Raw genomic sequence first — 26,794 nt, forward strand, 5'->3', positions numbered from 1 at the left:
CATTAAATCGCCATCACTTATTGCTTGGCCACCGTCTTACTGATTTTCAGGTAGTCCAGCAGAATCCGCCCGGTTTCGCTCAGGTAGGCATCATCTTCCGGCTTGGTCTTTTCAGGCTCAGTCGGCAGTGCGTCTTCGTCTTCTTTCTTCAGCTCCTTGAGCGGGTCTTCACCCTTGGCCTTGCGGCGGGTGTTTTCCAGGGCAAGTTGCTGGTTCTCGATATCGGTGTGCTGCGCACGGCGGTCCACTTCATTGAGGCTGACGGTTTTCTCAGCCATCAGCTTCTTGGCCAGGGCCAGCTTGTCGCGGATAAACACGAACTCGGGGTCCTTGGCGGAGCGCAGGTCATGTTCAGCCTTGAGTTGGGCCAGGTAGGGCTTGAAGGGGTCCGATGCGGGCTTGATGGCCGGGCGGATGGTGTCCCACGGCATGGCTTCGGGCAGGGCGCTTTCGCCGATTTCCTTGGTGTCGATGATCGACGGGAAATCGATGTCCGGCAGTACGCCCTGGTGCTGGGTGCTCTGCCCGGAAACCCGGTAGAACTTGGCCAGGGTCAGCTTCAGTTCGCCATGGTTGAGCGGCTGGATAGTCTGCACTGTGCCTTTGCCGAAGGTCTGGCCACCGATGATCAGCGCGCGATGGTAGTCCTGCATCGCGCCGGCAAAAATCTCCGAGGCCGAAGCCGAGAGACGGTTGACCAGCAACGCCATCGGGCCTTTGTAGAAGGCGCCCGGGTTTTCGTCTTCCAGTACATCCACACGGCCGTCAGCGTTGCGTACCAACACGGTCGGGCCCTTGTCGATAAACAGGCTGGTCAGCTCGGTGGCTTCCTGCAATGAGCCGCCACCGTTGTTGCGCAGGTCGATGACCACGCCGTCGACTTTCTCTTTGGTCAGCTCGGTGAGGATCTTCTTCACGTCGCGGGTGGTGCTCTTGTAGTCCGGATCGCCGGCACGGAAGGCCTTGAAGTCCAGGTAGAACGCCGGAATCTCAATGACGCCCAGCTTGTAGTCCTTGCCATCCTGCTTGAGGTTGAGGACTTTCTTCTGCACGGCCTGGTCTTCGAGCTTCACTGCTTCGCGGGTGATCGACACGACCTTGCTGGTCTGGTCGTTCGGCGCATTGGTGTGCGGAATCACTTCCAGGCGCACCACGCTGCCTTTGGGCCCACGGATCAGCTTGACCACTTCGTCCAGGCGCCAGCCGACCACGTCGACCATTTCCTTGTCAGCCTGGGCTACGCCAATGATCTTGTCGGCCGGGGCGACCTGCTTGGTCTTGTCCGCCGGGCCTGCTGGCACCAGGCGCACGATCTTGACCTGATCGTTGTCGCTCTGCAGCACGGCACCGATGCCTTCGAGGGACAGACTCATGTTGATATCAAAATTCTCCGCGTTATCTGGTGACAGATAATTGGTGTGCGGATCGTAGGACATCGCGAAGGTGTTGATATAGGCCTGGAAGATGTCTTCGGCGCGGGTCTGCTCCAGGCGGCTCAGCTGATTCTTGTAGCGCTTGGTCAGCAGTTCCTGGATTGCTTTTGGCTCTTTGCCAGCGATCTTCAGGCGCAGCACTTCATCCTTGACGCGCTTGCGCCACAGGTCATCCAGGGCGGCGGTGCTGGTCAGCCAAGGGGCCTCCTTGCGATCCACCAGCAGGGTTTCCTTCTGGGTGAAGTCGAGCTTGTCGACGCCTTTGTTCAGCTCACCCAGGGCGAAGTCCAGACGCGCTTTGACACGGTCCAGGTAACGCTTGTAGATGGTGAAGCCAGGCTGCAGGTCGCCGCTCTTGAGGAAGTCGTCGAACTGAGTCTTCCATTTGTCGAACTCGGCGATATCGCTGGCCAGGAAGTAGCTGCGCGAGGGATCCAGCAGCTTGAGGTAGCTGTCGTAGATGATCACCGAGCGCGCATCGTCCAGCGGCGGCTTGCTGTAATGGTGGCGCTTGAGCAACTCGACGACGTTAAGGCTGGCAATCACCTCGTCGCGATCAGGCTGAAGCTTGTCCCAGCTGTTGGCTGCGAACGTATTGGTCGACAACGGCAAAAGGCCGAGACCAATGAAGAGAGCGAGGGCGGTGCTGGGGAACAGATGCTTCATGCTGATTCGACGCGGGGGCAATTGATAACGCATATTAGGCCGTCTTTGAAGTCGCCGGTTCCATGTGGGCCGGTCGCATAATGCAAAAAGCCCGGCGCTACAGCAACGGGCTCAGTCCAGACTCACTATGGAGGCACTGTGAAAGCATTGCAAGGCGTTGAAGGTCATGTGGAGTGGGTTGAGGTCCCGAGTCCTACGTGCGATGTAGGGCAAGTTCGCATTCAAGTGGCGGCAGCCGGCCTGAATCGGGCGGATTTATTACAGTGTGCGGGGCTCTATCCGCCACCGCCCGGGGCCAGCGACGTGTTGGGCCTGGAGTGTTCCGGGGTGATCAGCGAGGTCGGTGCCGGCTCGTCCTGGCAAGTGGGGGATCGGGTCTGTGCGCTGCTGGCGGGCGGTGGCATGGCGCAGGAAGTGGTGGTGGATGCGCGCCACGTGCTGCCGGTGCCGGAGGGCCTGTCCCTGGCTGAAGCGGCTGCTTTGCCTGAGGTGTACAGCACTGCCTGGCTGAATCTGTTCCAACTGGCGGCACTCAAGCCGGGTGAAAAGGTGCTGTTGCACGCGGGCGCCAGTGGCGTCGGTTCGGCGGCGATCCAGTTGTGCAAGGCGTTTGGCAGCCCATGCTGGGTCAGTGTTGGTTCGGCGGATCGCCTGGACTATTGCGAAGACCTCGGCGCCCAGGGCGGTGTGGTGCGTACCGACGGTATCGAGAGCCTGAGTGATTTCGGCCCGTTCGATGTGATTCTCGACCCGGTAGGCGGCAACTACGCAGCCACCAATCTCAAGCTGCTGGCCCGTGACGGTCGGTGGGTACTGATTGGCTTGATGGGCGGTCGCGCGGCCCAGTTGGACCTGGCGCAGGTGCTGGCCAAGCGCGTGCAACTGCTGGGCTCGACCTTGCGCAGTCGTGATGAGCAGTTCAAGGCTGATCTGCTGAGTGACCTGGGCCAGCAGGTGTGGCCCTTGTTCGGTGAAGGGCGCTTGAGCCCGCAGTTGGCCAAGACCTTTGCGATCAAGGATGCGCAAATGGCGTTTGCGGAACTGGCGACCAACCAGATTTCCGGGAAGTTGGTGTTGGTGATCGACGACAGCCTGGCTTAAATGCCAATCCCGAATTGAACCGGGTCAAAAGTGTGGGAGCGGGCTTGCTCGCGAAAGCGGTGTATCAGTCAACAACTATGTCGACTGATACACCGCTTTCGCGAGCAAGCCCGCTCCCACATTTTGATTGGGTTTCAAGTCAGGAAACGCGCTGTCAGGCCCACTGGTGGATCGGCCAGCCGGCCTGTTCGGCATGGGCCCGCAGCACAGGATCCGGGTTGACCACCTGGGGGTGATCAACCTGGCTCAACAGCGGCAGGTCGTTGCGCGAATCCGAATAGAAGTACGCACCCTCCAGGCTTTCTCCTGCCTGCTCCAGCCACTGCATCAGCCGGGTGATCTTGCCTTCGCGGTAGGTCAGTACACCCACAGTCTTGCCGCTGTACACGCCGTGGGCCACGTCCAGTTCAATCCCCAACACCTCATCGATGCCAATGCGCGCCGCAATCGGCGTGACCAGATGGGTGCCCGACGCCGAGATCACCAGGATCCGGTCACCGTTCTGGCGGTGGCGGGCGATGGTCCGGGTGGCGTCGCTGTAGATCAGCGGTTCGATAACATCTTCCACCCACGGCTCGACCAGGTGCGCGACTTCTTCCGGGGTGCGCCCGATCATCGGTTCCAGGCTGAAGTCCATGAACGCTTCCATCTTCAACTCGCCGCGACTGTAGGCAGCCATCAGTTCGTGGTTCTTGCGCATGAACGATTCGGGGTCCACCCAGCCCAGGCGGCCCATTTGTTCGCTCCACAAGGTGGCGCAATCGCCGTGGATCAGGGTGTCGTCCAGATCAAAAATTACCAAAGCCATCAGTCATGCTTCCTCAATAAACGCTGCATCCTCAGGCTACCTCACACAGCGCACTGGGATCGATGGAAAGTGCCAGGCGTTGCCCGTCTGGGTGCAGATCCTGGGCCGAGCGGTTGAGCACGTCCACCACCAATTCGATGCCCCGGGCTTCGACATGGTAGCGAATCACGTTGCCCAGCAGGCTGTGGCTGCGTACCAGGGCGTCCAGTTCGCCACTGCGGTTCAGCACGATGGCTTCGGGACGGATGGCGATGCGCCCGCTGACCGGGCGTTGCAACAGCTTGCTGGCCTGCTCGGCGTCCAGCAGGTTGTAGTTGCCGATAAAGCCGGCGGCAAAGGCATCCACCGGCGTGGTGTAGAGGGTCTCGGCGTCGCCACTCTGCACGATCTTGCCCTGGTTCATCAGGAAGATGCGGTCGGACATGACCAGGGCTTCTTCCTGGTCGTGGGTCACGAAGATGGTCGTCAGCCCCAGTTCACGCTGGATCTGGCGGATCTGTTCGCGCAGGTGTTTGCGAATCCGCGCATCCAGGGCCGACAGGGGCTCATCGAGCAATAGCAGGCGCGGCCGGGTGACCAGGGAACGGGCGAGGGCCACACGCTGGCACTGGCCACCGGACATCTGGTGCGGATAGCGCCCGGCAAGGTCTTTGAGTTCCACCAGTTGCAGCACTTCCTGTACCCGCTTATGGCGGTCATCGGCATTGACCTTCTGCATGCGCAGGCCGAAGGCAACGTTTTGTTCCACGGTCATATTGGGGAACAGCGCGTAGCTCTGGAACACCATGCCGATATGACGCTTCTGCGGGCTCAGTGGAACGATATCCTGGCCGTCCAGCAGGATCTGCCCGCTGTCCACCGGTGTCAGGCCGGCGATGCAGCGCAGCAGCGTGGACTTACCGCAGCCGGACGGGCCGAGGAGGGTGACGAATTCGCCCTTGGCGATCTGGCAGTTGATATCGCTGAACACCGGGGTGGCGGCGTAGCTTTTTTGCAGGTGCTGGACGCTGACGAAGCTCATTGGCTTTTGTCCTTGTTCAAGAGGTTGGCGGCCCAGGTGAGCAGCAGCACAAAAAGGAAATAGGAAATGACCACGGCGCTGGTGAAGTGGCCGCTGCTGTTGCGCATATTGTTGAGGTACACCTGCAAGGTCTCGTAGCGCGTGCCGACGAGGATATTGGCGAACACAAACTCGCCGAACAGGAACGAGAACGACAACAGCAAGGCGACCATCAGGCCCTTGCGCAGGTTGGGCAGCACCACCAGGATCGCCGCCTGCCAGGTGCTGGCGCCGAGCAGTTGGGCGGCGTCCATCAGGTCACGCAGGTTGATCGCCTGCAGGTTGTTGGTGATCGCGCGGTACATGAAGGGCAGCGCCACGGTGAAGTAGCAGCCGATCAGGATCCACGGCGTGCCGACCATGGCCAGCGGCCCTGAGCCATACAGCTGCAAAAGCCCCACCGACGACACCACCGGCGGCACTGCGAAGGGCAGCAGGATCAGGATATTCATCAGCGCATCAAGCCGGGGGAAGTGGTAGTGCACCACGAACAGCAGCGGCAGGATCAGCACCACCGACAGGATCAGCGCACCGACGCATACCAGCAGCGATTGGCCAAAGGCATGCAGAAAGCGCGGGTCGCTCCACAGCTGCACATACCATTTGAAGGTAAAACCTGCGGGCAGGATGGTGGCCGACCAACTGCTGGCGAGTGAGTACACCAGGGTGCCAATCAGCGGCAGCACCAGGATCGCGAACAGCAGGTACACCACCACGCGATGATAGAGGGCAACGGGGCTGGCTTCAGCGCGAGACATGGTAGCTCCTCTTGAGCAGCAGTTGATGGACCACAGTGACCACGGTCATCAGCGCCACCAGGATCACGGCCAGGGCGCTGGCCATGTTCGGGTCCAGGGAAATATCACCGGAAACCATCGCCGCGATGCGGATCGGCAGCACGTTGAAGTTGCCGGTGGTCAACGCATACACCGTGGCATAGGCCCCCAGGGCGTTGGCCACCAGGATCACGAAAGTACCCAGCAGCGCCGGGGCCAGCACCGGCAGGCCGATATGCCGCCAGTACTGCCAGCCATTGGCGCCCAGGAGCGCTGCGGACTCGCGCCAGTCTTCGCGCAGGGCATCGAAGGCCGGGTACAGCAGCAACACGCCCAGGGGGATTTGGAAATAGGTGTACAGGATGATCAGGCCGGTCTTGGAGTACAGGTTGAAGTCCTGAATGATCCCGGCCTGCTTGAGCATGATGGTGATGCTGCCGTTGAACCCCAGCAGGATGATGAAGGCAAAGGCCAAGGGCACGCCGGAGAAGTTGCTGGTCATGTTGGCGAAGGCCGTGACGAAGTTGCGCAGCGGCGAATCCACCTTGCGCAGCGAATAGCTGCCCAGCACGGCGATGAGGATGCCGAAGACGCTGGAGTAGAAACTCAGCTCCAGGCTGTACTGGATCGCCTGCAGGTAGAACTTCGAGCTGAAGATCTTGCTGAAGTTGGCCAGGCCCCAGCCGAACTCTTCCGATTGCAGGCTGTTGACCATCACCCAGAACAACGGCGCGATCTGGAACACGATAAAAAACAGGGCGAAAGGTATCAGGCACAAGGCGGCCAGCCATTTGCCACGGATCACTGAACTCACTTCAACAGCTCCTGGCAGACAGGTTTGTCGTGGGCGACGCCCAGCAGGGCGCAGACGGTGCCGCAGATATCGGTTTGCTTGGGCCGGGCCTTGGGATCGAAGCTGAAGGCGTCACCAAGGACAAACAGCGGTACTTCGCGCTCTTGCGGCAACAGGCCGTTGTGGGAGCGGTCGTTGTTCATGCCGTGGTCGGCGGTTACCAGCACCTGATAACCGGCGTCGAGCCAACCTTGCAGGTAGTCGGCCAGGATGATGTCGGCGGAACGGGCAGTGTTGCGGTATTGCGGGGTGTCGAGGCCGTGCTTGTGGCCAGCGTCGTCGATGTTCATCGGGTGCACCACTAAAAAGTTCGGCGCATGTTTGAGGCGCAGGCTTTCGGCATCGGTAAACAGGTGGGCGTCCGGGTAATGGTCGCTCCAGTAGAAGTGCCCGTGCTGGATGGCCAGGGTCTTGTCATCGGTGTGCCGGTCACGGGCCGCGATGAAGGGCGAGCGGTTGTACAACTCGCTGACCCAGTGGTAAGCCGCCGCGGCGGTGGTCAGGCCAGCGTCGCGGGCGTAATGGAAAATGCTGCGCTGGTTGGACAGGCGCGAGACGTGGTTGTGCACGATGCCGCTGTCGATTGGCGGTACGCCGGTGAGGATGCATTCGTACAACGGCCGCGAAAGGGCGGGCAATTCGCACTCCAGCTTGTAGAGCGCCGCACGCCCTGCGCCGACGTAGGCCAGCAGATGCCCCATGGCATGCCGGGCGACCTCGTAGTTCAGGCCGTCGAGCACCACAAGGATGACGTTGTGCTTCATAGGGGGTGGGGCTCCGCTCGGTGGATCTGCTTGAACCGGATCAACTGTAGGAGCCGGCTTGCCGGCGATAGCGGTCTACCTGTCAACGGCATGGTTGAATATCAGGCCGCCATCGCCGGCAAGCCGGCTCCTGCATTGGTTGTGTTATTGCATGTTGATGATGACTTCTTCCTGCCACTTCTGCGGCAAGCTCTTGGAGGTCTTCTCCCAGGCATCGGCGTCCTTGATCGGAGTCACACCCTTGTACTGCTCGTTGGGCAGCAGCTTGGCCTGCACTTCGGCGGGCAGGGTCAGGTGCTCGGCACGAATCGGCCGTGCATTGCCCTTGGCCAGGTTGATCTGCCCGGCATCGCTGAAGATGTACTCGCGGGTCAGCTTGGCCGCGTTGGGGTGCTTGGCGTATTTGTTGATGATGGTGGTGTAGCCGGAAATCACCGAGCCATCCGACGGGATCAGCACCACGTAATCATCCGGGTTGGCCATCTTGGCCTTGTAGCTCAGGCCGTTGAAGTCCCAGACCACGCCCACTTCCACTTCGCCCTTTTCCATGGTGGCGATGGTCGGGTTGGCCAGGGAAATACGCCCCTGCTTGGCGATTTCGGCGAACATCAGCAGCGCCGGCTGGATGTTCTTCTCGTCGCCACCGTTGGCCAGGGCTGCGGCCAGCACACCGTTGGCGGCCTGGGCGGCGGTGCTCACATCACCAATCGAGACTTTGTACTTGCCGCTCTTCAGGTCAGACCACTTGGTCGGGACTTCGGAGCCGTGCAGCAGCTTCTTGTTGACGATAAACGCGATGGTGCCGGTATACGCCAGTGCCCAATTGCCGTCCTTGTCCTTGGCCCAGTCTGGGATCTGCTCCCAGGTGCTGGGTTTGTAGGGTTGGGTCACGCCCTGCTTGACCGCAATCGGCCCGAAGGCAGCACCCACGTCACCGATATCGGCACTGGCATTGTCTTTTTCGGCTGCGAACTTGGCGATTTCCTGGGCCGAGCTCATGTCGGTGTCGATGTGCTTGAGGCCGTACTTGGCCGCCAGGTCTTCCCAGGTGCCTCTCCAGTTGGCCCAGTCATTGGGCATGCCGACGCTGTTCACGGCGCCTTCTGCCTTGGCGGCAGCTTCCAGGGTTTTCAAATCGGTGTCAGCGGCCATGGCGGCGGTGCACATGGCAATGGTCGAGCCTAACAGTGATGCCAGGAAAAGCTGTTTCATCCGAAGCTCCTTTGGGCGTTTTCAACGCTGCGTTTTTTTGATGGCGCGGTTGGTTTGGTCTAGGTCAGCAATACACGAGCCAATTTAGGCGCGCTGGATGACAGTTTCATGTCGATGCCGTTTTTCAAGTGCCTGGGCAGGCGCCCGCCGGGTAAGCGTAGACCAAGGCCAGAACCCCGTAATCCCTGGACTTGGCCGGGGTATTGCAGGGTGGGTGAGGCGGCGGCGCAAGGCGCTGTCATCTGTCGGTCATGTGGGATGCCTAGGCTTGCACGCAGTGGCCGCCGCCCATTCCAGGGCATTGGGCGCACCCAAACAGTGCTGGCCTAGTCCAGATAGGTAACGTTGATGCGCGATGAGACAACCAAAGCGGTGACAGCCATTGGCCAGGCGCTGCAAGAGCAGATCAGCCACGGTTTATTGAGCCCCGCGAGCAAGTTGCCCGCTGAGCGCAAACTCAGTGAGTTGTTTGGGACCACCCGCATCACCGTGCGCGAGGCCTTGCTGCAACTGGAAGCCCAGGGCCGGATCTACCGCGAGGAGCGCCGTGGCTGGTTTGTGTCGCCACCCCGGCTGGCCTACAACCTGATGCAGCGCAGCCACTTCCACGCCATGGTCAGCGCCCAGGGGCGGGTGCCTTCCACCGAAGTCATTTCGGCGCGCCTGCAACCCGCCTCGGCCGCCGTGTGCGCGTGGCTGCAACTGCCGGCGCTATCGAGCGTGATCCAGATCTGCCGCGGGCGGCGTATTGATGGGCGGCTGGTGTTGTATGTGGAGCACTACCTCAACCCCCGGTATTTCCCGGGGATCCTGGCATGTGACCTGAACGAGTCGATGACCGAGTTGTACGCCCGCAAGTACGATCTGCACTATGGCCGCGTGCGCTTCGAAATCGTGCCGACCTCATTGCAAGTGGAGGCGGCGGCGGCCCTCAAGGTCTCGGTGGGCAGCCCCGGGCTGCGCATTGCCCGGGTCAATTACGATCAGCATCAGCGCCTGATCGATTGCGACCTGGAGTTCTGGCGCCATGATGCGATTCACGTCGGGGTCGATGTGGCCTGAGCGTCCTGCGGCCCGCTCGCCGCCGTCACCACCTGCACACTCAAGCGCGGCATCGCCAGGTCCATCCCGGCCTCATCCAGGTGGCGCTTGAGCGACAGATTGAACGCCCGTGAGACTTCCCATTGCTTGATCGGCGCGGTCTTGAAGCGCGCGCGCAGAATGGCGTTGCCGGACTCGAAACTCTCCACACCCTGGAACTCCAGGGGCGACCAGATATTGCGGCGTTGCAGGGGATCGGTGCGCATTTTCTGGCCGACATCGCGCATCAGCTTGATCGCGGTGTCGATGTCCATGCTGGCGGGCACCGCCACGCGGAAAATCGCATAGCCGAATTCCCGCGAGTAATTCTTGATGCTCTTGATCTCGCTGAACGGGATGGTATGCACGATACCGTCGATATCGCGCAGGCGCACGGTGCGGATGGTCAGGCCTTCGACGGTGCCAAGGTGGCCGCCGACGTCCACATAGTCATCGATGGCCAGGGAGTCTTCGATGATGATGAACAGGCCGGTGATCAGGTCCGCCACCAGTGACTGTGCGCCAAAACCGATGGCCAGGCCGATCACACCGGCACCGGCCAGCAGGGGCGTGACGTTCATGCCCATGTTCGCCAGGGCGACGATGGCGGCGATGATAAAGATCGTCACGAACAGTACGTTGCGGATCAACGGCATCATCGTCTGCGCCCGCGCATTGGCCAGGCCTTTGCGCGAGCGCGTGAGGGCGTGGTGGATGGCGGTGTCGCTGAGGATCCAGATCAGCCAGGCGAACAGCAGGGTGCCCGCGAGGCCGAACAGCTTGACGCTGATTTCATGCCCGTCGCCTTCGGTAAAGCGGATCAGCGACCAGCCCCAGACCCGCAGCCCCAGTTCGATGAACACCAACCACACCACCAGGTGGGCCAGGGTGTAGACGAAGCTTTTCAGGCGCTCGGAATACAACGCATGGCGCTTGTGCCCGCGCTGGGGCTTGAGGGCGTGGCGGCGCACCAGGCCGTTGATCACCATGCACAGCACCAGCAACACCGTGCACAGCAATGACTGGCGCAAGGCGGTGCTGGTATCGCCGGCGGACACGAAGGTGGCAAACAGCGAAATGCCCACCAACAGCAGCGCGGGCAGGTACCAGAAGGTGCCGATGATCTCGATGGTGTCGCTCAGCGCACGGCGGGTCAGGCGCCGGGACAGTGGCTGGTTGCGGATCAGGTGTGCGATGGGGCGGCGGAAGCGCAGGATAAACACGCCGGTGGACAGCGCGGCCAGGACATTGGCGACGGTCGCCGCGCTGTGCGCCAGGTGGGTGCCCAGGGCTTCGGTCAGGCGTGGATCGCTCAGGGCCTCGCCGAAGGCGGCGAAGCTGCCGATCAGCCACAACGGCCGAAACGCCTGGTGGCGCAGGATATACAGGGCCCGGTGGCGGTGTGGGCCGTCGAGCACGGAAAAGGCAATGACGCAGATCGCTGAAAAGCAGGTGCCGACCACCAGTGCGTAGGCCAGCACCATCGCCAGGGACTTGCCCAGGGACGAGGGTAGGGCGTAGCTCAGGTAGACGGTGATCACCAGGGCAATCAGCCAGGGGCCGAGCTTGCGCAAGGCAAAACGTAACATGTCCCAGGTCTTGGGGTGTTGTGGCAGTTCTTCACTGAGGCCAAAGCGCAGGCGCACGCGGTGGCTGAGCCAGATCAGCGCGGCGGCCAGCAGGCTCCAGAGCATCAGCACCATGGCAAAGCCAAAGATGATCGGCAGCCATTCGCTGGCGGGCAGCATCAGTGCTGCCAGTTCGGTCTTGGCCTGGTCGAACTCCACGGACCAGCGGTTGAGTGGGCTATCGGCACCGGACAGTTGCTGTTCGAGGTTGGCCAGAGTGCCACCGATCAAGCCCAGTACCCCTTGCTCGGCCGCCGGCTGGGCCTTTTTCGTGGCTTCGCGCAACTTTTTCAGGTCGGCCAGCAGCTTGGCGCGTTGCTGGTCGTTTTCCAGATTCTTGATCACTTCGTCCAGGGATTGCCCCAACGGCACGTCGGCCTGTGGTTGGGCCTTGGTGGTACTGCCCAGGATGCCTGGCAGGCCGACCGCCTGGGCTGGGGCGATGGGCAACAGGATCAGCAGGCAAAGCAGCAGGCAGTGGGGCAGGGCAAACAGACGGGCAAGCACGAGGCGGTCAACCTTGGAAACGACAGATCGACCGAGTGTACGAGGGCGCTATGCCCAATGCGAGTGCATTTGTCTATTCGGCCAGTTTGGCAAGGATGCGGTAGACGATGGTGCCGAGAATCAGCAGCATGCCGACCCACATGCCAAACACACCCAGGTTCTTGTCGCGGAAGTTGAAGCCAACGGCCAGCAGGATCATGCCCGTGAGGATGGGAATGAGCATGGCGTGGAAGGCGGACATCGGGATCATGGTGGGGACGGCCTTGTCGTTGGAAGATGATGACCAGTCTAGGCGTGTTTGGCGCAGGGTGCCTTGATGTGTGTCAGATAGAGAGGTCGTGCGGTCGAAATCGCCATCGCGGGCAAGCCCGCTCCCACATTTGGATGCGGTGTCTTGTGGGAGCGGGCTTGCCCGCGATTGGCAGCAGCGCCTCCTCAGGGCAAGTCACGACTCGCATAGAACGCGCTCAACACCTTCACCAGGTGCGCCAGGTCGTGGCTGCCGCACAGCTCGCGGATCGAGTGCATGGCAAATGTCGGCAGGCCGATATCCACGGTGCGCACGCCCAGGTGGCTGGCGGTGATCGGGCCGATGGTCGAGCCACAGCCCATGTCGCTGCGCACCACGAAACTCTGCACGGGCACTTCTTCGGCCATGCACAGGTGGCGGAAGAACCCGGCGGTTTCGCTGTTGGTGGCGTAGCGCTGGTTGCTGTTGACCTTGATCACCGGGCCGGCATTGAGTTTCGGGCCGTGGTTGGCGTCGTGCTTGTCGGCATAGTTGGGGTGGATGCCATGGGCGTTGTCGGCGGATACCAGCAGCGACTTCTGAATCGCGCGTACAAACTCATCACCTTCAGGCAGCAGGCGACGCAGGGTCTGTTCCAGCATCGGCCCGTCGGCACCGCAGGCCGAGCAGGAGCCGACTTCTTCGTGGTCGGTACACACCAGCACGCAGGTTTCGTCGGTCTCGCTGGTGAGCAGGGCCTGCAGGCCGGCGTAGCACGACAGCAGGTTGTCCAGGCGGGCGCCGGCGATAAAGTCGCCATGCAGGCCGATCACCGCCGCGCCTTGGGTATCGTAGAAGCTCAGCTCGTAGTCGAGCACCACATCAGCGTTCAACCCATGTTCGCGGGCCAGTTGGTCGGTGAGTACGGCGCGAAAGTCCACGCGCTCATCACCGGCAAACTGGGCGAGGATCGGCGGCAGCTCGGTCTGGGCATTGATTGCCCAGCCCTGGTTGGCTTCACGGTTCAGGTGGATGGCCAGGTTGGGGATGATGGCGATCGGCAGCTTGAAGTCGATCAACTGGCTTTCGACCTTGCCGTCACGTCGGAACGTCACGCGGCCGGCCAGGGACAGGTCACGGTCGAACCATGGCGCCAGCAGCGCGCCGCCGTAGACTTCCACGCCCAGTTGCCAGAAGCCCTGACGCTGCAGCTCAGGTTGCGGCTTGACCCGCAGGCACGGGCTGTCGGTGTGGGCGCCGACCAGGCGGATGCCGTCGTGCAGGGGCGATTGGCGGCCCATCTTGAACGCGATGATGGAGGAGTCGTTGCGGGTCACGTAGTAGCGACCATTGGCCTCGATGGCCCAGGTCTCGCGCTCGTCGAGGCGCTGGAAACCGGCAGCTTCCAGGCGCTGGGCCAGGGCGGCAGTGGCATGAAAAGGGGTGGGAGAGGCCTTGAGGAAGTCGATCAGGCCTTGATTCAACGCTTCGCGCATAAGTAGCTCCAGACAGCAATGGCGCGAGTTTACCGTCCGATGTGATAAGTGCACAGAACAAATGTGGGAGCGGGCTTGCTCGCGAATGCGGTGGATCAGTTAGCTTATTCAGCGACTGGCACAACGTATTCGCGGGCAAGCCCGCTCCCACATTTTGATTGCGTTTACCTACTAGAACGGCGCAGGGCACTCGAACCGCAATCGCTCACCGCTTTGCGGGTGGGTAAAGCTCAGCATGCTCGCGTGCAGGCACAGGCGTGGCCAGGCGGCCAGGGCCTGTTCGTGGGCATACAAGCCATCACCGAGGAGCGGATGGCCGATGGACAGCATATGTACCCGCAGTTGGTGCGAACGCCCGGTAATCGGCGTCAGTTCGACCCGGCACCAATCCCCGCAACGCTCCAGTACCTTCCAGAACGTCAGGGCGTGTTTGCCGAACTCGTGGTCTACCACGTGCCGGGGCTTGGTCGGCGGGTCATAGCGCAGCGGCAGGTCGATGCTGCCGCTGTCCAGTTGTGGCTGGCCCCAGCACAAGGCGGTGTAGGCTTTTTCGGTTTCGCGGTCGTGAAACTGGCGAGACAGTTCGCGATGAGTGTCGGCATCCCTGGCCAGCAGGATGATCCCCGAGGTTTCCCAGTCCAGTCGATGGACGATACGGGCTTCGGGATAACCGTTTTCCTGCAGGCGGGTGATCAGGCAGTCCTTGTTGTCGTCGGCGCGACCTGGCACCGACAGCAGCAGGGTAGGCTTGTTCACCACCAGGACGGCGTCGTCCTGGTGAAGGATATGGATATTGGACAGCGGCATTAAACAGCCTCGTAACAAACGCCAACGGCGGCTGCGCTACCCGGCTCCCTGTAGGCGCGAGCAAGCTCGCTCCTACAGGGAGCCGGGTAGCGCAGCCGCCGTGGCGACCGCCTGTTCGATCAACGATCAGGCAGGGTGATATTGAGTTCCAGAATCGAGCAGCTGCCGTCGTTTTCCAGAGCGACATGCACGTCATCGTTGCCGATATTGACGTACTTGCGGATCACCTCTACCAGTTCCTTCTGCAAGGCTGGCAGGTAGTCCGGGGTACTGCGTTGGCCGCGTTCGTGCGCCACGATGATCTGTAGACGCTCTTTCGCGACCGACGCGGTGCTTGGCTTTTTGTTGGCGCGAAAGAAGTCGAGAAATTTCATTATTTAGTTGCCTCCAAAGATACGCTCGAAGAATCCCTTCTTCTTTACATCGAGGAAGCGATGTTCCACGGTCTTGCCCAGCAGGCGATCGACAGCATCGCTGTATGCCTGGCCGGCGTCGCTCTGGTCGTCAAGAATCACCGGTACGCCCTGGTTGGAAGCCTTGAGCACGGCCTGGGATTCCGGGATCACGCCCAGCAGGGTCACCGCGAGGATTTCCTTGACGTCTTCAACACCGAGCATTTCGCCATTGCTGACGCGCTCAGGGTTGTAGCGGGTGAGCAGCAGGTGCTCCTTGATCGGGTCCTGATTTTCTTCGGCGCGCTTGGACTTGCTGGCCAACAGGCCGAGCATGCGGTCCGAGTCACGTACCGAGGACACTTCCGGGTTGGTCACGACGATGGCTTCATCGGCGAAATACATCGCCAGGTGAGCACCGGTCTCGATACCCGCCGGGGAATCGCAGACCACGTATTCGAAGGTTTCTTTCAACTCGGCCAGAACTTTGCCCACGCCTTCCTTGGTCAGCGCGTCTTTGTCGCGGGTCTGGCTGGCGGCCAGTACATACAGGTTCTCAAGGCGCTTGTCCTTGATCAGGGCCTGCTGCAGGTTGGCTTCGCCGTTGACCACGTTGACGAAGTCGTACACCACGCGGCGTTCACAGCCCATGATCAGGTCGAGGTTACGCAAGCCGACGTCGAAGTCGACGATGACTGTCTTGTGGCCGCGCAGAGCGAGGCCGGTACCGATAGCGGCGCTGGTGGTGGTCTTACCCACACCACCCTTGCCGGATGTAACCACGAGAATCTTGGCCAAGGTGTTTCACCCCTAAGGAAAAAGGACCTCTCAGTCCCTGAAAAACATCTCTTGAAACTCGCTGCAGGCGGACAGCCTTCGTAGGAAAAAGACGTGCTTCCCGTAGGGGATACACCAACTTTCAGTTATTCCTACGCAAGTCTTGCCGGTTTCGCTGTGCTATCAGAGTCCAGAGATGCTTGGAAAATGCGGCAGTATCCGTTAAAGACGGATGATGTTCAACACATCGCCCGACAGGCTGACTTGTACCCCGGCCCCCCACAGCGGATCACGGCGCAAATCTTCCGAAACCTTGTACTGGCCGGCGATGGATACCAGCTCAGCGCTCAATTGCTGGCAGAAGATCCGGGCCTTGGTATCGCCCTTGACCCCAGCCAGTGCCCGACCGCGCATTGGGCCGTATACATGGATGTTGCCATCGGCGAGAAGTTCCGCGCCGGGACTGACCGGGGCGACTACCACCAGGTCGCCGCCCTGGGCGTAAATCTGCTGCCCACCGCGTACGGGAGAGGTGATGATCCTTGTAGGCTTGATCGTCGGCTCTGGCGGTTTTTCCGGTTTTTTCTTCACTTCACCTTCCACCGGGTCGAGCACACGCTCGCGGGCGCCGGAGGGTGGCAATACTGGCAGTTCAATGGCGATGGCGGCTGCGATGTCTTCGATACGGCTGGCGCGAATGGCCAGGGTGCGCAGACCATGTTGACGGCAAACACGCATCAGCCCAGGCAGGTCGACCGCGCCCTGGCCAGCCGGCAATTTATCCAGGGCCAGCACCAGCGGCGCGTTGTTGAAAAAATTCGGCGCCAGGGCGACTTTGGCGGCGAGCTGGCGATCCAGGGCATCAAGGTCGTTACGGGCCAGCTCCAGCACAGTAATGGCGAGCATGCTGCCTTTGAGCTGGAATACGGGATCTTGGTCTAGCGATTCAGTTTGGCTCATGGTCGGCAAAGCGGCTTGTCACGAAAAGTGTCGAGACTTATAACGAGAACAACCGCTAGCCGCAAGCCGGGTCGAACCGTTGTAGAATGCGCGGCCCTGTCTTTACCGGAATCTGTAATGGATCGCCCGCGTTTTCGAGCTGTATTTTTTCACCCGCGCTTCTGGCTGCTATGGCTGGGGCTCGGCCTGCTGTGGCTGATCACCCAGTTGCCATACCGGGTGCTACTGGGCATTGGCCGTGTATTGGGTGCGTTTATGTACCGCGTGGCCGGTGAACGTCGGCGCATTGCTGCGCGAAACCTGGAGCTGTGCTTCCCGCAAATGCCTGTCCAGGAGCGTAAACATTTGCTCAAGGAAAACTTCGCGTCCACGGGCATCGCCTTCTTTGAAATGGCCATGAGTTGGTGGTGGTCCAAGCCGCGTCTGGCACGCCTGGCCCATGTCGAAGGGCTGGAACACCTCAAGCAGGCGCAACTGGAAGGCAAGGGCGTGATCCTCATGGCCCTGCATTTCACCACCCTGGAGATCGGCGCGGCCTTGCTGGGGCAGAAGCACACCATCGACGGCATGTACCGCCAGCATGGCAATCCGTTGTTCGATTTTATCCAGCGTCGTGGTCGCGAGCGGCACAACCTCGATTCCCTGGCGGTAGAGCGTGAAGACGTACGCGGCATGCTCAAACTGCTGCGCGCCGGCCGGGCGATCTGGTACGCGCCGGACCAGGACTACGGCGCCAAGCAAAGCATTTTTGTGCCGTTGTTCGGCATCCAGGCCGCCACCGTCACGGCGACCAGCAAATTCGCGCGCCTGGGCAAGGCGTTGGTGGTGCCGTTTACCCAGGAGCGCCTGGCCGATGGCAGTGGCTACCGTATGGTGATTCACCCGCCGTTGAGCGACTTCCCCGGTGAATCCGATGAAGCCGACTGCCTGCGCATCAACCAATGGGTCGAAACCGCGGTACGCCAGTGCCCTGAGCAATACCTGTGGGCTCATCGCCGCTTCAAGAGCCGGCCACCAGGCGAACCCAAACTGTACGAAAAGCGCCGCTGAACAAACGGATTATTCCCCGCCCATGGAGTGATGCAATGCGTCCAACTGAACCGGTCACAGGCTTGATTCTTTCTGGCGGCGGGGCGCGTGCGGCCTATCAGGTCGGGGTACTGGCGGCGATTGCCGAACTGTTGCCGCCGGGGGCAGCCAATCCCTTCCCGGTGATTGTCGGTACGTCGGCCGGGGCGATCAACGCGGTGAGCCTGGCCAGTGGCGCCATGGACTTTCGCGCGGCAATCGCGCGCCTCACTGCATTCTGGCAGGGCTTTCGCAGCCACTTGGTGCTGCGCAGCGATTGGCCTGGGGTGATTCACCAGGCCAGCCGCTTTCTGACCCGAAGCCTGCTGGGCCTGGGCTCACCCGTGCCGGTGGCGTTGCTCGACAGCTCGCCGCTGCGGGCGTTGCTGCAAGACAAACTGCACTTTGAAGGCATCAATGAGGCAATCGGCAACAAACACCTGCACGCCGTAGCCGTGACGGCGTTCGGCTATGAGTCAGGGCAGGCGGTGACGTTCTATCAGGGCGGCGGCACCATCGATGCCTGGCTGCGCCACCGGCGCATTGGCGTGCCCACGCAGTTGACGGTGGAGCATCTGCTGGCCAGTTCGGCGATTCCATTGCTGTTTGCGCCGGTCAAACTTGATCAGGAATATTTTGGCGATGGGGCTGTCCGGCAATCGGCGCCTATCAGCCCGGCATTGCACCTGGGGGCCAGTCGGGTGCTGGTAGTGGGGGTCAGCGGTAACCCGCGCTCCATCGACCCATCGGCGCCCCAGCAACGCACCTATACCGGCCAGGAGCCGACCCTGGCGCAGATTGGTGGGCATATGCTCAACAGCACGTTCATTGACAGCCTTGAGAGTGATATCGAGTTGCTGGAGCGCCTCAACCAGTTCAGCCATCTGCAGCCGGCCGACAGTGCCGCGCGCGGGCTTGCCCCCGTAGAGGTACTGGTGATTGCCCCCAGCCAGCCCATCGATGAGATCGCGGCCCGCCATCGTCAGGAACTGCCGGCGGCCTTGCGCTTGTTTTTGCGTGGGCCAGGAGCGACCAAGACCAGCGGGGCCGGGGTGCTCAGTTATCTGTTGTTCGAGGCGGGGTATTGCAGCGAGCTGATCGAGTTGGGCCGGCGCGATGCGCTGGCCAAGCGTGAGGAGTTATCACGCTTCCTAGGAATTGCGCCGATCTAAAATGTGGGAGCGGGCAAGCCCGCTCCCACAGTGGGGCCTTAGAAGTGGTACTTGACCAACAGGCTGGCGGTGTCCTGGTTGGTCTCGAATGCACCGCTGTCCTGGATCCCGTACTTGTTCTTCCAGTAGTCGTATTCAAAACCCACATACAACTGCTTGGCGCCCCAGTTCATGGCCTTGCCCAAGTCATATTTGACCTGCGGGTTGAAGTGCAGGTTGGCGTGGTAAGTGCCACGGGCGTTCTTGTCGTTATCCACCACCCAGTCCATGAAGCCGTCGATCAGCACGTCGGAGTTGCCCACGGGAATGGTGTACGACCATACCGGGGTGATTTGCCATACGCCGTCACCGGGGCGATTGCCTTCGGTCTGACGCTGGTAGAAGTTCAACTGGAAGTAGTCGAAGCCGGGGATATTCAGGTCGAATCCCGGGCCTAGCAGGTAGGACTCATTGTCGCCTTCGCCGAACTCGTAGGTGAACGCCAGCAATACATCTTTGATCGGGCCGAAGGACAAGTCTTTATCGAAGATCTTGCCAAACGACAACCGTGGGCTGAACTCGCCGTAGTAAGTATTGGGGCCGGCGTTGCCGTCTTCCTTGCCGTTGTAAAAGATACGGTCGAGGAAGAAGAAGTTGTCGCCGTACTTCCATGCATCGGCATGTTCAAAGGTGACGGTTTGCTGGACTTGCGGGTTGACCTTGAAGTCCTTGCCCCACAGGTAAGTCAGGCTGTTGTTCTGCCACTGCAGCAGGTCACCCGCCATTGCCTGGCCCCCGGCCAGCAGGGATCCGGCCAACATCAGGCTGTTCACGGTACGTTTCATTCGGTTGCTCCCGAGCTAAGGTTTTGTGGTTTTTCTTCTACGCAGGCGCTCTGGTGTGGCGCCTTTTGGTTCGCTGCAAAAATCGTCTGTTCGGTCAGCTTTGATGCTTTTAGCAAGAGCTGCGCCAAAGTGTTTGAAAAGCCAAAAAATCCCCGCCGACTACATCGGATGCAGTCGGATTCAGAGGACTTTTGCGCACTTTGGCAGCGGACATAGGGCCGGGATAAGTTGGCCTTTAAGTCAGCTTTTACATTCGCTGTTTTTTTTTGAGTCGATTCGAGCGGGCGCGGAGAATACTGGCTCCAGAGCCTGTGCTCAAGTGCGCTGTAAACGAGCGCGGGGGGCGAGAATGGGGCACGGTGTGTGGCCGGCCCCAGGTCTAGGGTGTGCATGCGGATGTTCCCTGTTCGTTGTTATTTTTGTAGTCACGAAGGAATCAATGCGTATGGGCGACTGCGGGGCGTTCTGAACCGCCCAGAATGTTGAACAGCACGTTCAGCGATAACGCGCTGAGCGTGGCCATGGCAATGCCGCTATGGGTAATCGGGCTCATCCACAGGGGCAGTTGCGCGAAGAACTCCGGGCGTACCACCGGGATCAGGCCCATGCCGATGCTGACCGCCACCAGCAACTGGTTGCGACGGTCAGCGATGTCGGCTTCCTGCAGGATCTTGATCCCGGTCGCCGCCACCATGCCGAACATCGCGATCGCCGCGCCGCCCAGCACCGCCGGAGGAATCGAGGCCACCAGGAACGCCGCCTTGGGCAGCAGGCTGAGGACAATCAGGAAGGCCCCGGCCATGATCGTCACCGAGCGGCAGCGCACACCGGTCATCTGCACCAGGCCGATGTTCTGGGCGAAAGAGGAGTGGGTGAAGGTATTGAAGAACCCGGCGAAGAACGACGCACCGGCATCGCACAACAGGCCGCGGCGCAGCATTTTCGGGGTGACTTCCTGGCCGGTGATCTTGCCCAGGGCGAGGAACATGCCAGTGGACTCGACAAAGATAATCACCACCACCAGGCACATCGACAGGATCGGCGCCAGCTCGAACTTGGGCATGCCAAAGTGCAACGGCGTGACCACTTGTACCCACGGCGCCTGTTCCAGGCCGCCGAGGTCGACCATGCCGAGCAATCCGCATAAGGCGTAGCCCAGGGCCATACCGATCAGTACCGAGATATTGACCCAGAAGCCGCGCATGAAACGGTTGATCAACAAGATGGTGGCGAGCACCAGGCCAGCAATGGCCAGGTAGATCGGCGAGCCGAACTGCACGGCAGTGGCGCCGCCGCCAGCCCAGTTCACCGCCACGGGAAACAACGAAAGACCGATGGCCGTGATCACGGTACCGGTCACCAACGGTGGGAAGAAACGCACCACCTTGGACATGAATGGCGCGATGACCATGCCAAAGAATCCGGCGGCGATGGTCGCGCCAAAGATCCCTTGCAGGCCGATCCCCGGCATGCCCGCCATGGCGACCATGCTGCCGACGGCGGCGAAACTGGCGCCCATCATCACCGGCATCCGGATGCCCAGGGGGCCGATTCCGAAGGACTGGACCATGGTGGCGATCCCCGCCACCAGCAGGTCGGCGTTGATCAAAAAGGCGATTTCTTCACGACTCAAGCCCGCGGCTTGTCCGATGATCAACGGCACGGCCACTGCACCGCCATACATCAGCAGTACATGTTGCAGGCCTACCAGGATCAGTTGCAAAAGGGGCAGCCGCACCATGGCGGGTGCGGCAGGAATCTGCGGTTCGGCTAACTCGGACATGCAACACCTCGGATCTTTTTTATTTTTGTGTTGTTTGGCAACCGCTGGGCGGTTGATCGCCAGCAAGCCGGCTCCTACAGGTGAATGCAACCCTTGTAGGAGCCGGCTTGCCGGCGATGGCGGCCGTCAAGCCACCAAAGATTTAATTGGTGCGGGCCCCCTGATTGATCCAACTGCCAATCAAGTCCCGTTCCTGCTGGGTCATCTGGGTAATGTTGCCCAGCGGCATGATCTGGCTGGCAACCGCCTGTGCCTGGATGCGCGCTGCCTGCTGCTGGATCTGCGCCGGGGTATCGAACATCACTCCGGCCGGCGCGGCACTGAACAGCGGGCTGGTGGGTTTGGCCGAATGGCACACCGTGCAGCGTTGTTCAATCACGCTATGGACCTTGCCAAAGTCAGTCGAGGCCTGGGCCGGAGCCGCTTCTGCCGCCGGTGCTGGCGCGGCGGGGGCTGCTGGCTTGAGGCCGCCACCCAAGGCCGTTTCTGGCAATGGCTGGTACTCGATGGCCGCAGGTGCCTTGGCCACGTCCGGTGTGCTAGCCACGGGTTTCGGCCCAGTGACATAAGCCAGGCAGATCATCGCCAGGGCGCCGACCGGCAGGGTCCAGGCGTATTTCTGGCTGTCATGGCGGGTGTTGAAGTAGTGCCGCACCAACACCGCCGCCACTGCGATCCCGGCCAGGATCAACCAGTTGTACTGGCTGCCGTAGGTGCTCGGGAAATGGTTGCTGATCATGATGAACAGCACCGGCAGAGTGAAGTAGTTGTTGTGCCGCGAACGCAACAGGCCCTTGGCCGGCAGTGCGGGATCCGGCGTGCGGTTTTCTGCAATCGCTGCCACCAGCGCACGTTGGGCGGGCATGATGATGCGGAACACGTTACCGACCATGATGGTGCCGATGATCGCACCCACATGCAGGTATGCACCGCGACCGCTGAACACCTTGCTGAAGCCATAGGCGGCGCCGATCAACAGCACGAACAGGATGAAACCGAGCAGGGCAGGGCGTTTACCCAGGGCCGAGTCGCAGAGAAAGGAGTAGATGAACCAGCCGGCGAACAGTGAGCCAATGCCCAGCAATACGCCTTCGGTGCCACTGAGGCTGCTGCCGGGGGCCAGCAGGTACAGCGTCGGGTTGAGGTAGAACACCACGCAGAGCAGCGCGACGCCCGACATCCAGGTGAAATAGGCTTCCCATTTGAACCAGTGCAGGTTGTCCGGCATGGTCGGCGGGGCCAGTTTGTATTTTTCCAGGTGGTAGATACCGCCACCGTGGATCGCCCATAAATCGCCAGCCAGGCCGTTTTTGGGGTTGACGCGGTTAAGGTTGTTTTCCAGCCATACGAAATAGAAAGACGCACCGATCCAGGCCACGCCAGTGATCATATGAACCCAGCGCACGCTAAGGTTCAGCCATTCCAACAGATGTGCTTCCACAGTCTTTACCTCTCGCCCGTCACCCTTGTTGTCGGGTGATCGGACCTTCTCTTATTGGTGGGGGGCGAGGATCAACCGCTCATCCTCTTTGAAAAAATGCTCATCGCAGTTATTGCCTGTGCCACTGCGATCAACCACCAGGAAGTCATCCCGCTTTTCGATCGTCAGCACCGGGTGGTGCCAGACGCCGCGATGGTAATTAATGCCCTGCCTGCCGTTGGTGACGAAGGCGCGGACCAAGCCTGATACAGGTGCATCGCCAACGGGCGCGACCACGATCAGAAAGGGGTTGCCGAGCAGCGGAATAAAGGCCTGGCTGCCCAGCGGGTGTCTTTCCAGCATGCACACGGTCAGCGGCATGTCCTGCGCATCGGCGCGGAAGATGCTGATGATGGCGTGGTCCTCTGGCGTGGCGGTCTCGACCGTCGCCAGTTTATGAAAGCGCATGGTCGAGCCGTTGTTGATCATGAAGTGATCGCTGCCTTCGGTTTCGATAACGTCTCCGAAAGGGGCAAAGGCTTCTTTGGTCAAGGGTTCGATCATCAGTGTGCGCATGGCTGTCTTCTTATCCGGATTCTGTGTTGTTTGTTCTGGCGCCTTCGCGAGCAAGCCCGCTCCCACATTTGGAATGCATTCCCCTGTGGGAGCGGGCTTGCTCGCGAATGGCATCACCGCTTACTTCGAAACCTTGCCGAAAACCCGCAGGCGGCTTACACCACCATCCGGGAATACGTTGAGGCGGATGTGGGTGATCGGGCCCAGTGCCTTGATCTGCTCGGCAAAGGTGTGTTCGGCGTGCATTTCCAGCTTCTGCGCCGGCAGCAGCTCGCGCCAGAACAGCGATTGGGTCTCGATCTGGCTGTCGGTACCGCCTTTGACGAACGCGCCCTGGATCGAGCAAGTGTCCGGGTAGTTGCCCTTGAAGTGCAGGGTGTCGACCACCACTTTCTCGATCTCGCCGGCATGCCCCAGTGCGACGATCACCCAGTCATTGCCAGGTGTGCGGCGGCGGGCGGTTTCCCAGCCGTCGCCCATGTTGATGCCACGGCCCGGGTTGAGGATGTTGCCCATGCGCCCGAAGTGTTCGTCGGAGCACGCCAGGGCACGCCCGCCATTGAGGGAGGAGGCCAGGTCCACTTGCTCGTTGTCGCCTACCGCCGACCAGTCGCGGAACGGAATGCCATACACGCGCAGGCGAGCCACGCCACCATCCGGGAAGATGTTGAAGCGCAGGTGGCTGAATGCCTGGTCGTTGTTGATTTCGTGGAAATGATGGCTGTTGCCCTGCAACTCTACGGCAGACAACACTTCGACCCACTGGGTGTTGTCATTGGGCTCGCCCGACGCCAGGAAGCAACCTTCAAGGGACGCCGATGGCGGGAAGTTGCCGGTGAAGAATGAAGTGTCGATGTCCACGCCTTTGATCGAGCCCGGTACGCCCAGGCGGATCACCGCGCTGTCGAAGCCTTCGAAGCGCTTGCGGCGTGACTCCCAGCCGTCCATCCACTTGCCGTTATCATCGAAAACGCCCTCCTTCCATACGGCCGGGGTCGGCTGGAACAGTCGGTTGGCGTCGGCGAACCAGTCATCGGTCACAGAGATGATCTTGGTGCCCAGGCGGGCGTCGGCCAGGTTGACGAACTTCTCGAAAGGTACGGGTTGCGCTTTCATTCTTCTTGTCTGCCTTAGATAGAGTGGCTGGGGATGGTGGTTTAGAGGGTCAATAAACGGAACAACGCGATCTTGTTGATCTCTGCCAGCGCGCACTTGAACTCGGTTTCGACCGGGTTGTGGATGCGCGTTTCAAACGCGGCGAGGATCTGATGCCGGTTGCTGCCTTTTACCGCCATGATGAAGGGAAACTTGAACTTGGCCTTGTAGGCGTTGTTCAGCTCGGTGAAGCGTGAAAACTCGTCGCTCGAGCATTGGTGGATACCGGCGCCAGCCTGTTCATTCGTGCTGGCTTCGGTCAGTTGGCCCTGGACGGCCGCACGGCCTGCCAGGTCCGGGTGAGCGTTGATCAGGGCCAGTTGCCTGGTGTGATCGGCGCTCAATAGGATATCGCTCATGCGCTGGTGCAGGGTCTCGATCTCATCGATCGAGGCGTCCTGGCCCAGGTCGAAGGCCTTTTCGGCCACCCATGGCGAGTGTTCATAGATATCGGCGAAGGCAGCGACGAACTCGTCGCGGCTGAGGGCCGAGGGTTTCAGGGTTTGGAAAGCAGTCATTTGGCGGCTCCCTGCAAAGGGTGTACGTCATGCCAGTGGCGGGCAATGTCGACGCGGCGGGTGAACCACACCTGGTCATGGCCCTTGGCGTATTCGATAAAGCGCTTGAGTGCGGCCAGGCGCGCCGGGCGGCCGATCAGGCGGCAATGCAGGCCGATGGACAGCATTTTTGGCGCCTCGGCCCCTTCGGCATACAGCACATCGAAGGCGTCCTTGAGGTATTCGAAGAAGTCGTCGCCCTTGTTGAAGCCCTGGACCTGGGTGAAGCGCATGTCGTTGGTGTCCAGGGTGTAGGGGATCACCAGGTGCGGCTTGCCGGTCGGGTTGTTCGGTTCCCAGTAGGGCAGGTCGTCGTCGTAGGTGTCGCAGTCATACAGGAAGCCGCCTTCCTCCATCACCAGCCGCCGCGTATTCGGGCCGGTGCGTCCGGTGTACCAGCCCAGTGGGCGCTCGCCGGTCAGTTCAGTGAGGATACGGATGGCTTCGAGCATATGCTCGCGCTCCTGGGCCTCGTCCATGTATTGGTAGTCGATCCAGCGGTAGCCGTGGCTGCAGATCTCGTGGCCGGCGGCGACCATGGCGCGGATGACATCGGGATGACGCTGGGCGGCCATGGCCACGGCGAAGATGGTCAGCGGAATGTCGAATGCCTTGAACAGCTTGAGGATGCGCCACACACCGGCACGGCTGCCGTATTCATATAGCGACTCCATGCTCATATTGCGTGCGCCTTGCAGCGGTTGGGCCGAGACCATTTCCGAGAGGAAGGCTTCCGACTCTTTGTCACCGTGCAGGATATTGCGTTCACCACCTTCTTCGTAATTGAGTACGAACGACAAGGCGATACGCGCATTGCCCGGCCAGTGTGGGTGCACAGGGTTACTGCCGTAACCGATCAGGTCGCGTGGGTAGTCAGCGCTCACTGCAGTCTTCCTTCTTATTCGTGATCGATGGTGTGGCGGTCGTGGCGTCACAGCGATGGGCTGATTGTATACAACTTGTCGGTCACTTTGTAAGCCTGTATTTCTGCATTTTTTCCAAGCGGTAGCAGCGGCCTATCTTTGCAAGAAACCTGCCTGGTCGGTCAACTAAAATCTCAAAAGCCTACGGCACTGCTCTCCTGTGGGAGCTGGCTTGCCAGCGCTAGCGATCTTCCTGCAACGGTATTGCTCGCTGATACACCGCCATCGACGGCAAGCCGGTTCCTATAGGGGGGGGAGGGATGTTTGTTGAATTTATTGTGTACAATTTTTTTGAAAAGTGTCTTAATCAGCCATCGCCGGCTTTTTCAGTGCCCCATAAAAGTGCGGCCTCTTATTAATCGATGACACGGGAGCTCCGATCCATGGGACGACTGACCACACACGTACTGGACGCCGCGCACGGCTGTCCAGGTAGCGCCATCAAGGTTGAACTGTACCGCGTCGAAGGCGCGCAACTGGAGCTGGTCGCCAGCGCCCTGACCAACAGCGATGGCCGTTGCGACGCGCCGCTGCTGCAAGGTGATGACTACCGCAGTGGGGTCTACCAGTTGCAGTTCAGTGCCGGGGATTACTACCGCGCCCGTGGTGTGCAACTGCCCCAGCCAGCGTTTCTTGATGTGGTGGTGCTGCGCTTTGGCATCAGCGCCGAACAGGATCACTACCATGTACCCCTGCTGATTTCGCCTTACAGCTATTCGACCTATCGCGGTAGCTGAGTCGTCACCTCGCTTCACACCCCCAAATGC

Annotated in this window: 27 protein-coding genes; 5 read left to right on the top strand and 22 right to left on the bottom strand. The window is 60.7% G+C overall.

The genetic code is table 11. The annotated features are described in order from the left end of the window. Nucleotides 1-17: 17 nt before the first annotated feature. On the bottom strand, nt 18-2,099 hold the full coding sequence (locus tag HZ99_RS26120) for a carboxy terminal-processing peptidase (protein ID WP_181883204.1): 2,082 nt from the start codon (nt 2,097-2,099) through the stop codon (nt 18-20). A gap of 138 nt (nt 2,100-2,237) precedes the next feature. On the opposite strand from HZ99_RS26120, the gene HZ99_RS26125 reads away from it, so the two are divergent. Beyond that, a complete protein-coding gene (locus HZ99_RS26125) occupies nt 2,238-3,200 on the top strand; it encodes a zinc-binding dehydrogenase (RefSeq protein WP_038447230.1) in 963 nt (320 codons plus the stop codon). A gap of 154 nt (nt 3,201-3,354) precedes the next feature. On the opposite strand, the gene HZ99_RS26130 is transcribed toward HZ99_RS26125, so the two are convergent. The 6 genes from HZ99_RS26130 to HZ99_RS26155 all read right to left on the bottom strand — a co-directional run bounded on the left by HZ99_RS26130 (nt 3,355) and on the right by HZ99_RS26155 (nt 8,673). Continuing rightward, a complete protein-coding gene (locus tag HZ99_RS26130; protein ID WP_038447232.1) occupies nt 3,355-4,008 on the bottom strand; it encodes an HAD family hydrolase in 654 nt (217 codons plus the stop codon). 31 nt (nt 4,009-4,039) lie between these two features. Then, nucleotides 4,040-5,029 (bottom strand): ABC transporter ATP-binding protein, encoded by a 990-nt coding sequence (locus HZ99_RS26135; RefSeq protein WP_038447234.1) that lies wholly within the window; start codon nt 5,027-5,029, stop codon nt 4,040-4,042. Next, nucleotides 5,026-5,826 carry an ABC transporter permease gene (locus tag HZ99_RS26140; protein WP_029292823.1) on the bottom strand — a complete coding sequence of 267 codons (801 nt, stop codon included), beginning with the start codon at nt 5,824-5,826 and terminating at the stop codon, nt 5,026-5,028. Before HZ99_RS26140 ends, HZ99_RS26135 begins: the two co-directional genes overlap by 4 nt. After that, nucleotides 5,813-6,658, bottom strand: a complete 846-nt coding sequence (locus HZ99_RS26145; protein WP_038447236.1) for an ABC transporter permease — start codon at nt 6,656-6,658, stop codon at nt 5,813-5,815. The genes HZ99_RS26140 and HZ99_RS26145 overlap by 14 nt, the downstream gene beginning before the upstream one ends. Next, nucleotides 6,655-7,461 carry an alkaline phosphatase family protein gene (locus HZ99_RS26150; protein ID WP_038447238.1) on the bottom strand — a complete coding sequence of 269 codons (807 nt, stop codon included), beginning with the start codon at nt 7,459-7,461 and terminating at the stop codon, nt 6,655-6,657. Before HZ99_RS26150 ends, HZ99_RS26145 begins: the two co-directional genes overlap by 4 nt. A gap of 144 nt (nt 7,462-7,605) precedes the next feature. After that, nucleotides 7,606-8,673 (bottom strand): ABC transporter substrate-binding protein, encoded by a 1,068-nt coding sequence (locus HZ99_RS26155; protein WP_038447240.1) that lies wholly within the window; start codon nt 8,671-8,673, stop codon nt 7,606-7,608. Nucleotides 8,674-9,021: 348 nt separating this feature from the next. Here HZ99_RS26155 and HZ99_RS26160 point away from each other — a divergent pair, with 348 nt between their 5' ends. Beyond that, complete coding sequence (locus HZ99_RS26160) at nt 9,022-9,735, top strand: UTRA domain-containing protein (protein ID WP_038447242.1); 714 nt, start codon at nt 9,022-9,024, stop codon at nt 9,733-9,735. Here the strand turns inward: HZ99_RS26160 and HZ99_RS26165 are convergent. From HZ99_RS26165 to minC, 7 genes are all read right to left on the bottom strand, one after another. Further along, nucleotides 9,711-11,888 (bottom strand): mechanosensitive ion channel family protein, encoded by a 2,178-nt coding sequence (locus HZ99_RS26165; RefSeq protein ID WP_038447245.1) that lies wholly within the window; start codon nt 11,886-11,888, stop codon nt 9,711-9,713. The two genes, HZ99_RS26160 and HZ99_RS26165, sit on opposite strands and share 25 nt — an antisense overlap. 73 nt (nt 11,889-11,961) lie before the next feature. Next, nucleotides 11,962-12,138, bottom strand: a complete 177-nt coding sequence (locus tag HZ99_RS29070) for a hypothetical protein (RefSeq protein WP_166647837.1) — start codon at nt 12,136-12,138, stop codon at nt 11,962-11,964. A gap of 185 nt (nt 12,139-12,323) precedes the next feature. After that, nucleotides 12,324-13,613: a M18 family aminopeptidase gene (locus tag HZ99_RS26170; protein WP_038447247.1), complete on the bottom strand. Its 1,290-nt coding sequence runs from the start codon at nt 13,611-13,613 to the stop codon at nt 12,324-12,326. 171 nt (nt 13,614-13,784) lie between these two features. After that, on the bottom strand, nt 13,785-14,420 hold the full coding sequence (locus HZ99_RS26175) for an RluA family pseudouridine synthase (protein ID WP_038447249.1): 636 nt from the start codon (nt 14,418-14,420) through the stop codon (nt 13,785-13,787). A gap of 119 nt (nt 14,421-14,539) precedes the next feature. Then, on the bottom strand, nt 14,540-14,794 hold the full coding sequence (gene minE / locus HZ99_RS26180) for a cell division topological specificity factor MinE (protein ID WP_003175252.1): 255 nt from the start codon (nt 14,792-14,794) through the stop codon (nt 14,540-14,542). 3 nt (nt 14,795-14,797) lie between these two features. Next, nucleotides 14,798-15,610: a septum site-determining protein MinD gene (gene minD / locus HZ99_RS26185; protein ID WP_038447251.1), complete on the bottom strand. Its 813-nt coding sequence runs from the start codon at nt 15,608-15,610 to the stop codon at nt 14,798-14,800. A 201-nt stretch (nt 15,611-15,811) separates the two neighbouring features. Beyond that, nucleotides 15,812-16,549 (bottom strand): septum site-determining protein MinC, encoded by a 738-nt coding sequence (gene minC, locus HZ99_RS26190; RefSeq protein WP_038447253.1) that lies wholly within the window; start codon nt 16,547-16,549, stop codon nt 15,812-15,814. Between the two features lie 117 nt (nt 16,550-16,666). On the opposite strand from minC, the gene HZ99_RS26195 reads away from it, so the two are divergent. After that, nucleotides 16,667-17,599, top strand: coding sequence for a lipid A biosynthesis lauroyl acyltransferase (locus HZ99_RS26195; protein ID WP_038447255.1), 933 nt, complete (start codon nt 16,667-16,669; stop codon nt 17,597-17,599). A 35-nt stretch (nt 17,600-17,634) separates the two neighbouring features. Next, the gene (locus HZ99_RS26200; RefSeq protein WP_038447257.1) at nt 17,635-18,789 is read left to right on the top strand and encodes a patatin-like phospholipase family protein; all 1,155 of its coding nucleotides are present in this window, start codon (nt 17,635-17,637) and stop codon (nt 18,787-18,789) included. 38 nt (nt 18,790-18,827) lie between these two features. On the opposite strand, the gene HZ99_RS26205 is transcribed toward HZ99_RS26200, so the two are convergent. The 8 genes from HZ99_RS26205 to puuE all read right to left on the bottom strand — a co-directional run bounded on the left by HZ99_RS26205 (nt 18,828) and on the right by puuE (nt 25,988). Then, the gene (locus tag HZ99_RS26205; protein ID WP_038447259.1) at nt 18,828-19,613 is read right to left on the bottom strand and encodes an outer membrane protein OmpK; all 786 of its coding nucleotides are present in this window, start codon (nt 19,611-19,613) and stop codon (nt 18,828-18,830) included. Further along, the gene (locus tag HZ99_RS28850) at nt 19,610-20,005 is read right to left on the bottom strand and encodes a hypothetical protein (RefSeq protein WP_144243190.1); all 396 of its coding nucleotides are present in this window, start codon (nt 20,003-20,005) and stop codon (nt 19,610-19,612) included. The genes HZ99_RS26205 and HZ99_RS28850 overlap by 4 nt, the downstream gene beginning before the upstream one ends. Before the next feature lie 44 nt (nt 20,006-20,049). After that, nucleotides 20,050-21,396 carry a nucleobase:cation symporter-2 family protein gene (locus tag HZ99_RS26210; RefSeq protein ID WP_038447261.1) on the bottom strand — a complete coding sequence of 449 codons (1,347 nt, stop codon included), beginning with the start codon at nt 21,394-21,396 and terminating at the stop codon, nt 20,050-20,052. A gap of 142 nt (nt 21,397-21,538) precedes the next feature. Next, the gene (locus HZ99_RS26215; RefSeq protein ID WP_038447263.1) at nt 21,539-22,837 is read right to left on the bottom strand and encodes a urate hydroxylase PuuD; all 1,299 of its coding nucleotides are present in this window, start codon (nt 22,835-22,837) and stop codon (nt 21,539-21,541) included. A 51-nt stretch (nt 22,838-22,888) separates the two neighbouring features. Then, the gene (locus HZ99_RS26220; protein WP_038447265.1) at nt 22,889-23,392 is read right to left on the bottom strand and encodes an ureidoglycolate lyase; all 504 of its coding nucleotides are present in this window, start codon (nt 23,390-23,392) and stop codon (nt 22,889-22,891) included. Nucleotides 23,393-23,512: 120 nt separating this feature from the next. Next, the gene (alc, locus tag HZ99_RS26225; protein WP_038447267.1) at nt 23,513-24,508 is read right to left on the bottom strand and encodes an allantoicase; all 996 of its coding nucleotides are present in this window, start codon (nt 24,506-24,508) and stop codon (nt 23,513-23,515) included. A 41-nt stretch (nt 24,509-24,549) separates the two neighbouring features. Beyond that, nucleotides 24,550-25,065, bottom strand: coding sequence for a 2-oxo-4-hydroxy-4-carboxy-5-ureidoimidazoline decarboxylase (uraD, locus tag HZ99_RS26230; protein WP_038447269.1), 516 nt, complete (start codon nt 25,063-25,065; stop codon nt 24,550-24,552). Then, on the bottom strand, nt 25,062-25,988 hold the full coding sequence (gene puuE / locus HZ99_RS26235; RefSeq protein WP_038447271.1) for an allantoinase PuuE: 927 nt from the start codon (nt 25,986-25,988) through the stop codon (nt 25,062-25,064). Before puuE ends, uraD begins: the two co-directional genes overlap by 4 nt. 422 nt (nt 25,989-26,410) lie before the next feature. On the opposite strand from puuE, the gene uraH reads away from it, so the two are divergent. Further along, nucleotides 26,411-26,764 (top strand): hydroxyisourate hydrolase, encoded by a 354-nt coding sequence (gene uraH / locus HZ99_RS26240; protein WP_038447273.1) that lies wholly within the window; start codon nt 26,411-26,413, stop codon nt 26,762-26,764. Nucleotides 26,765-26,794 lie beyond the last annotated feature (30 nt).

Source organism: Pseudomonas fluorescens, from assembly GCF_000730425.1.
In the GTDB taxonomy this organism is placed as follows: domain Bacteria; phylum Pseudomonadota; class Gammaproteobacteria; order Pseudomonadales; family Pseudomonadaceae; genus Aquipseudomonas; species Aquipseudomonas fluorescens_X.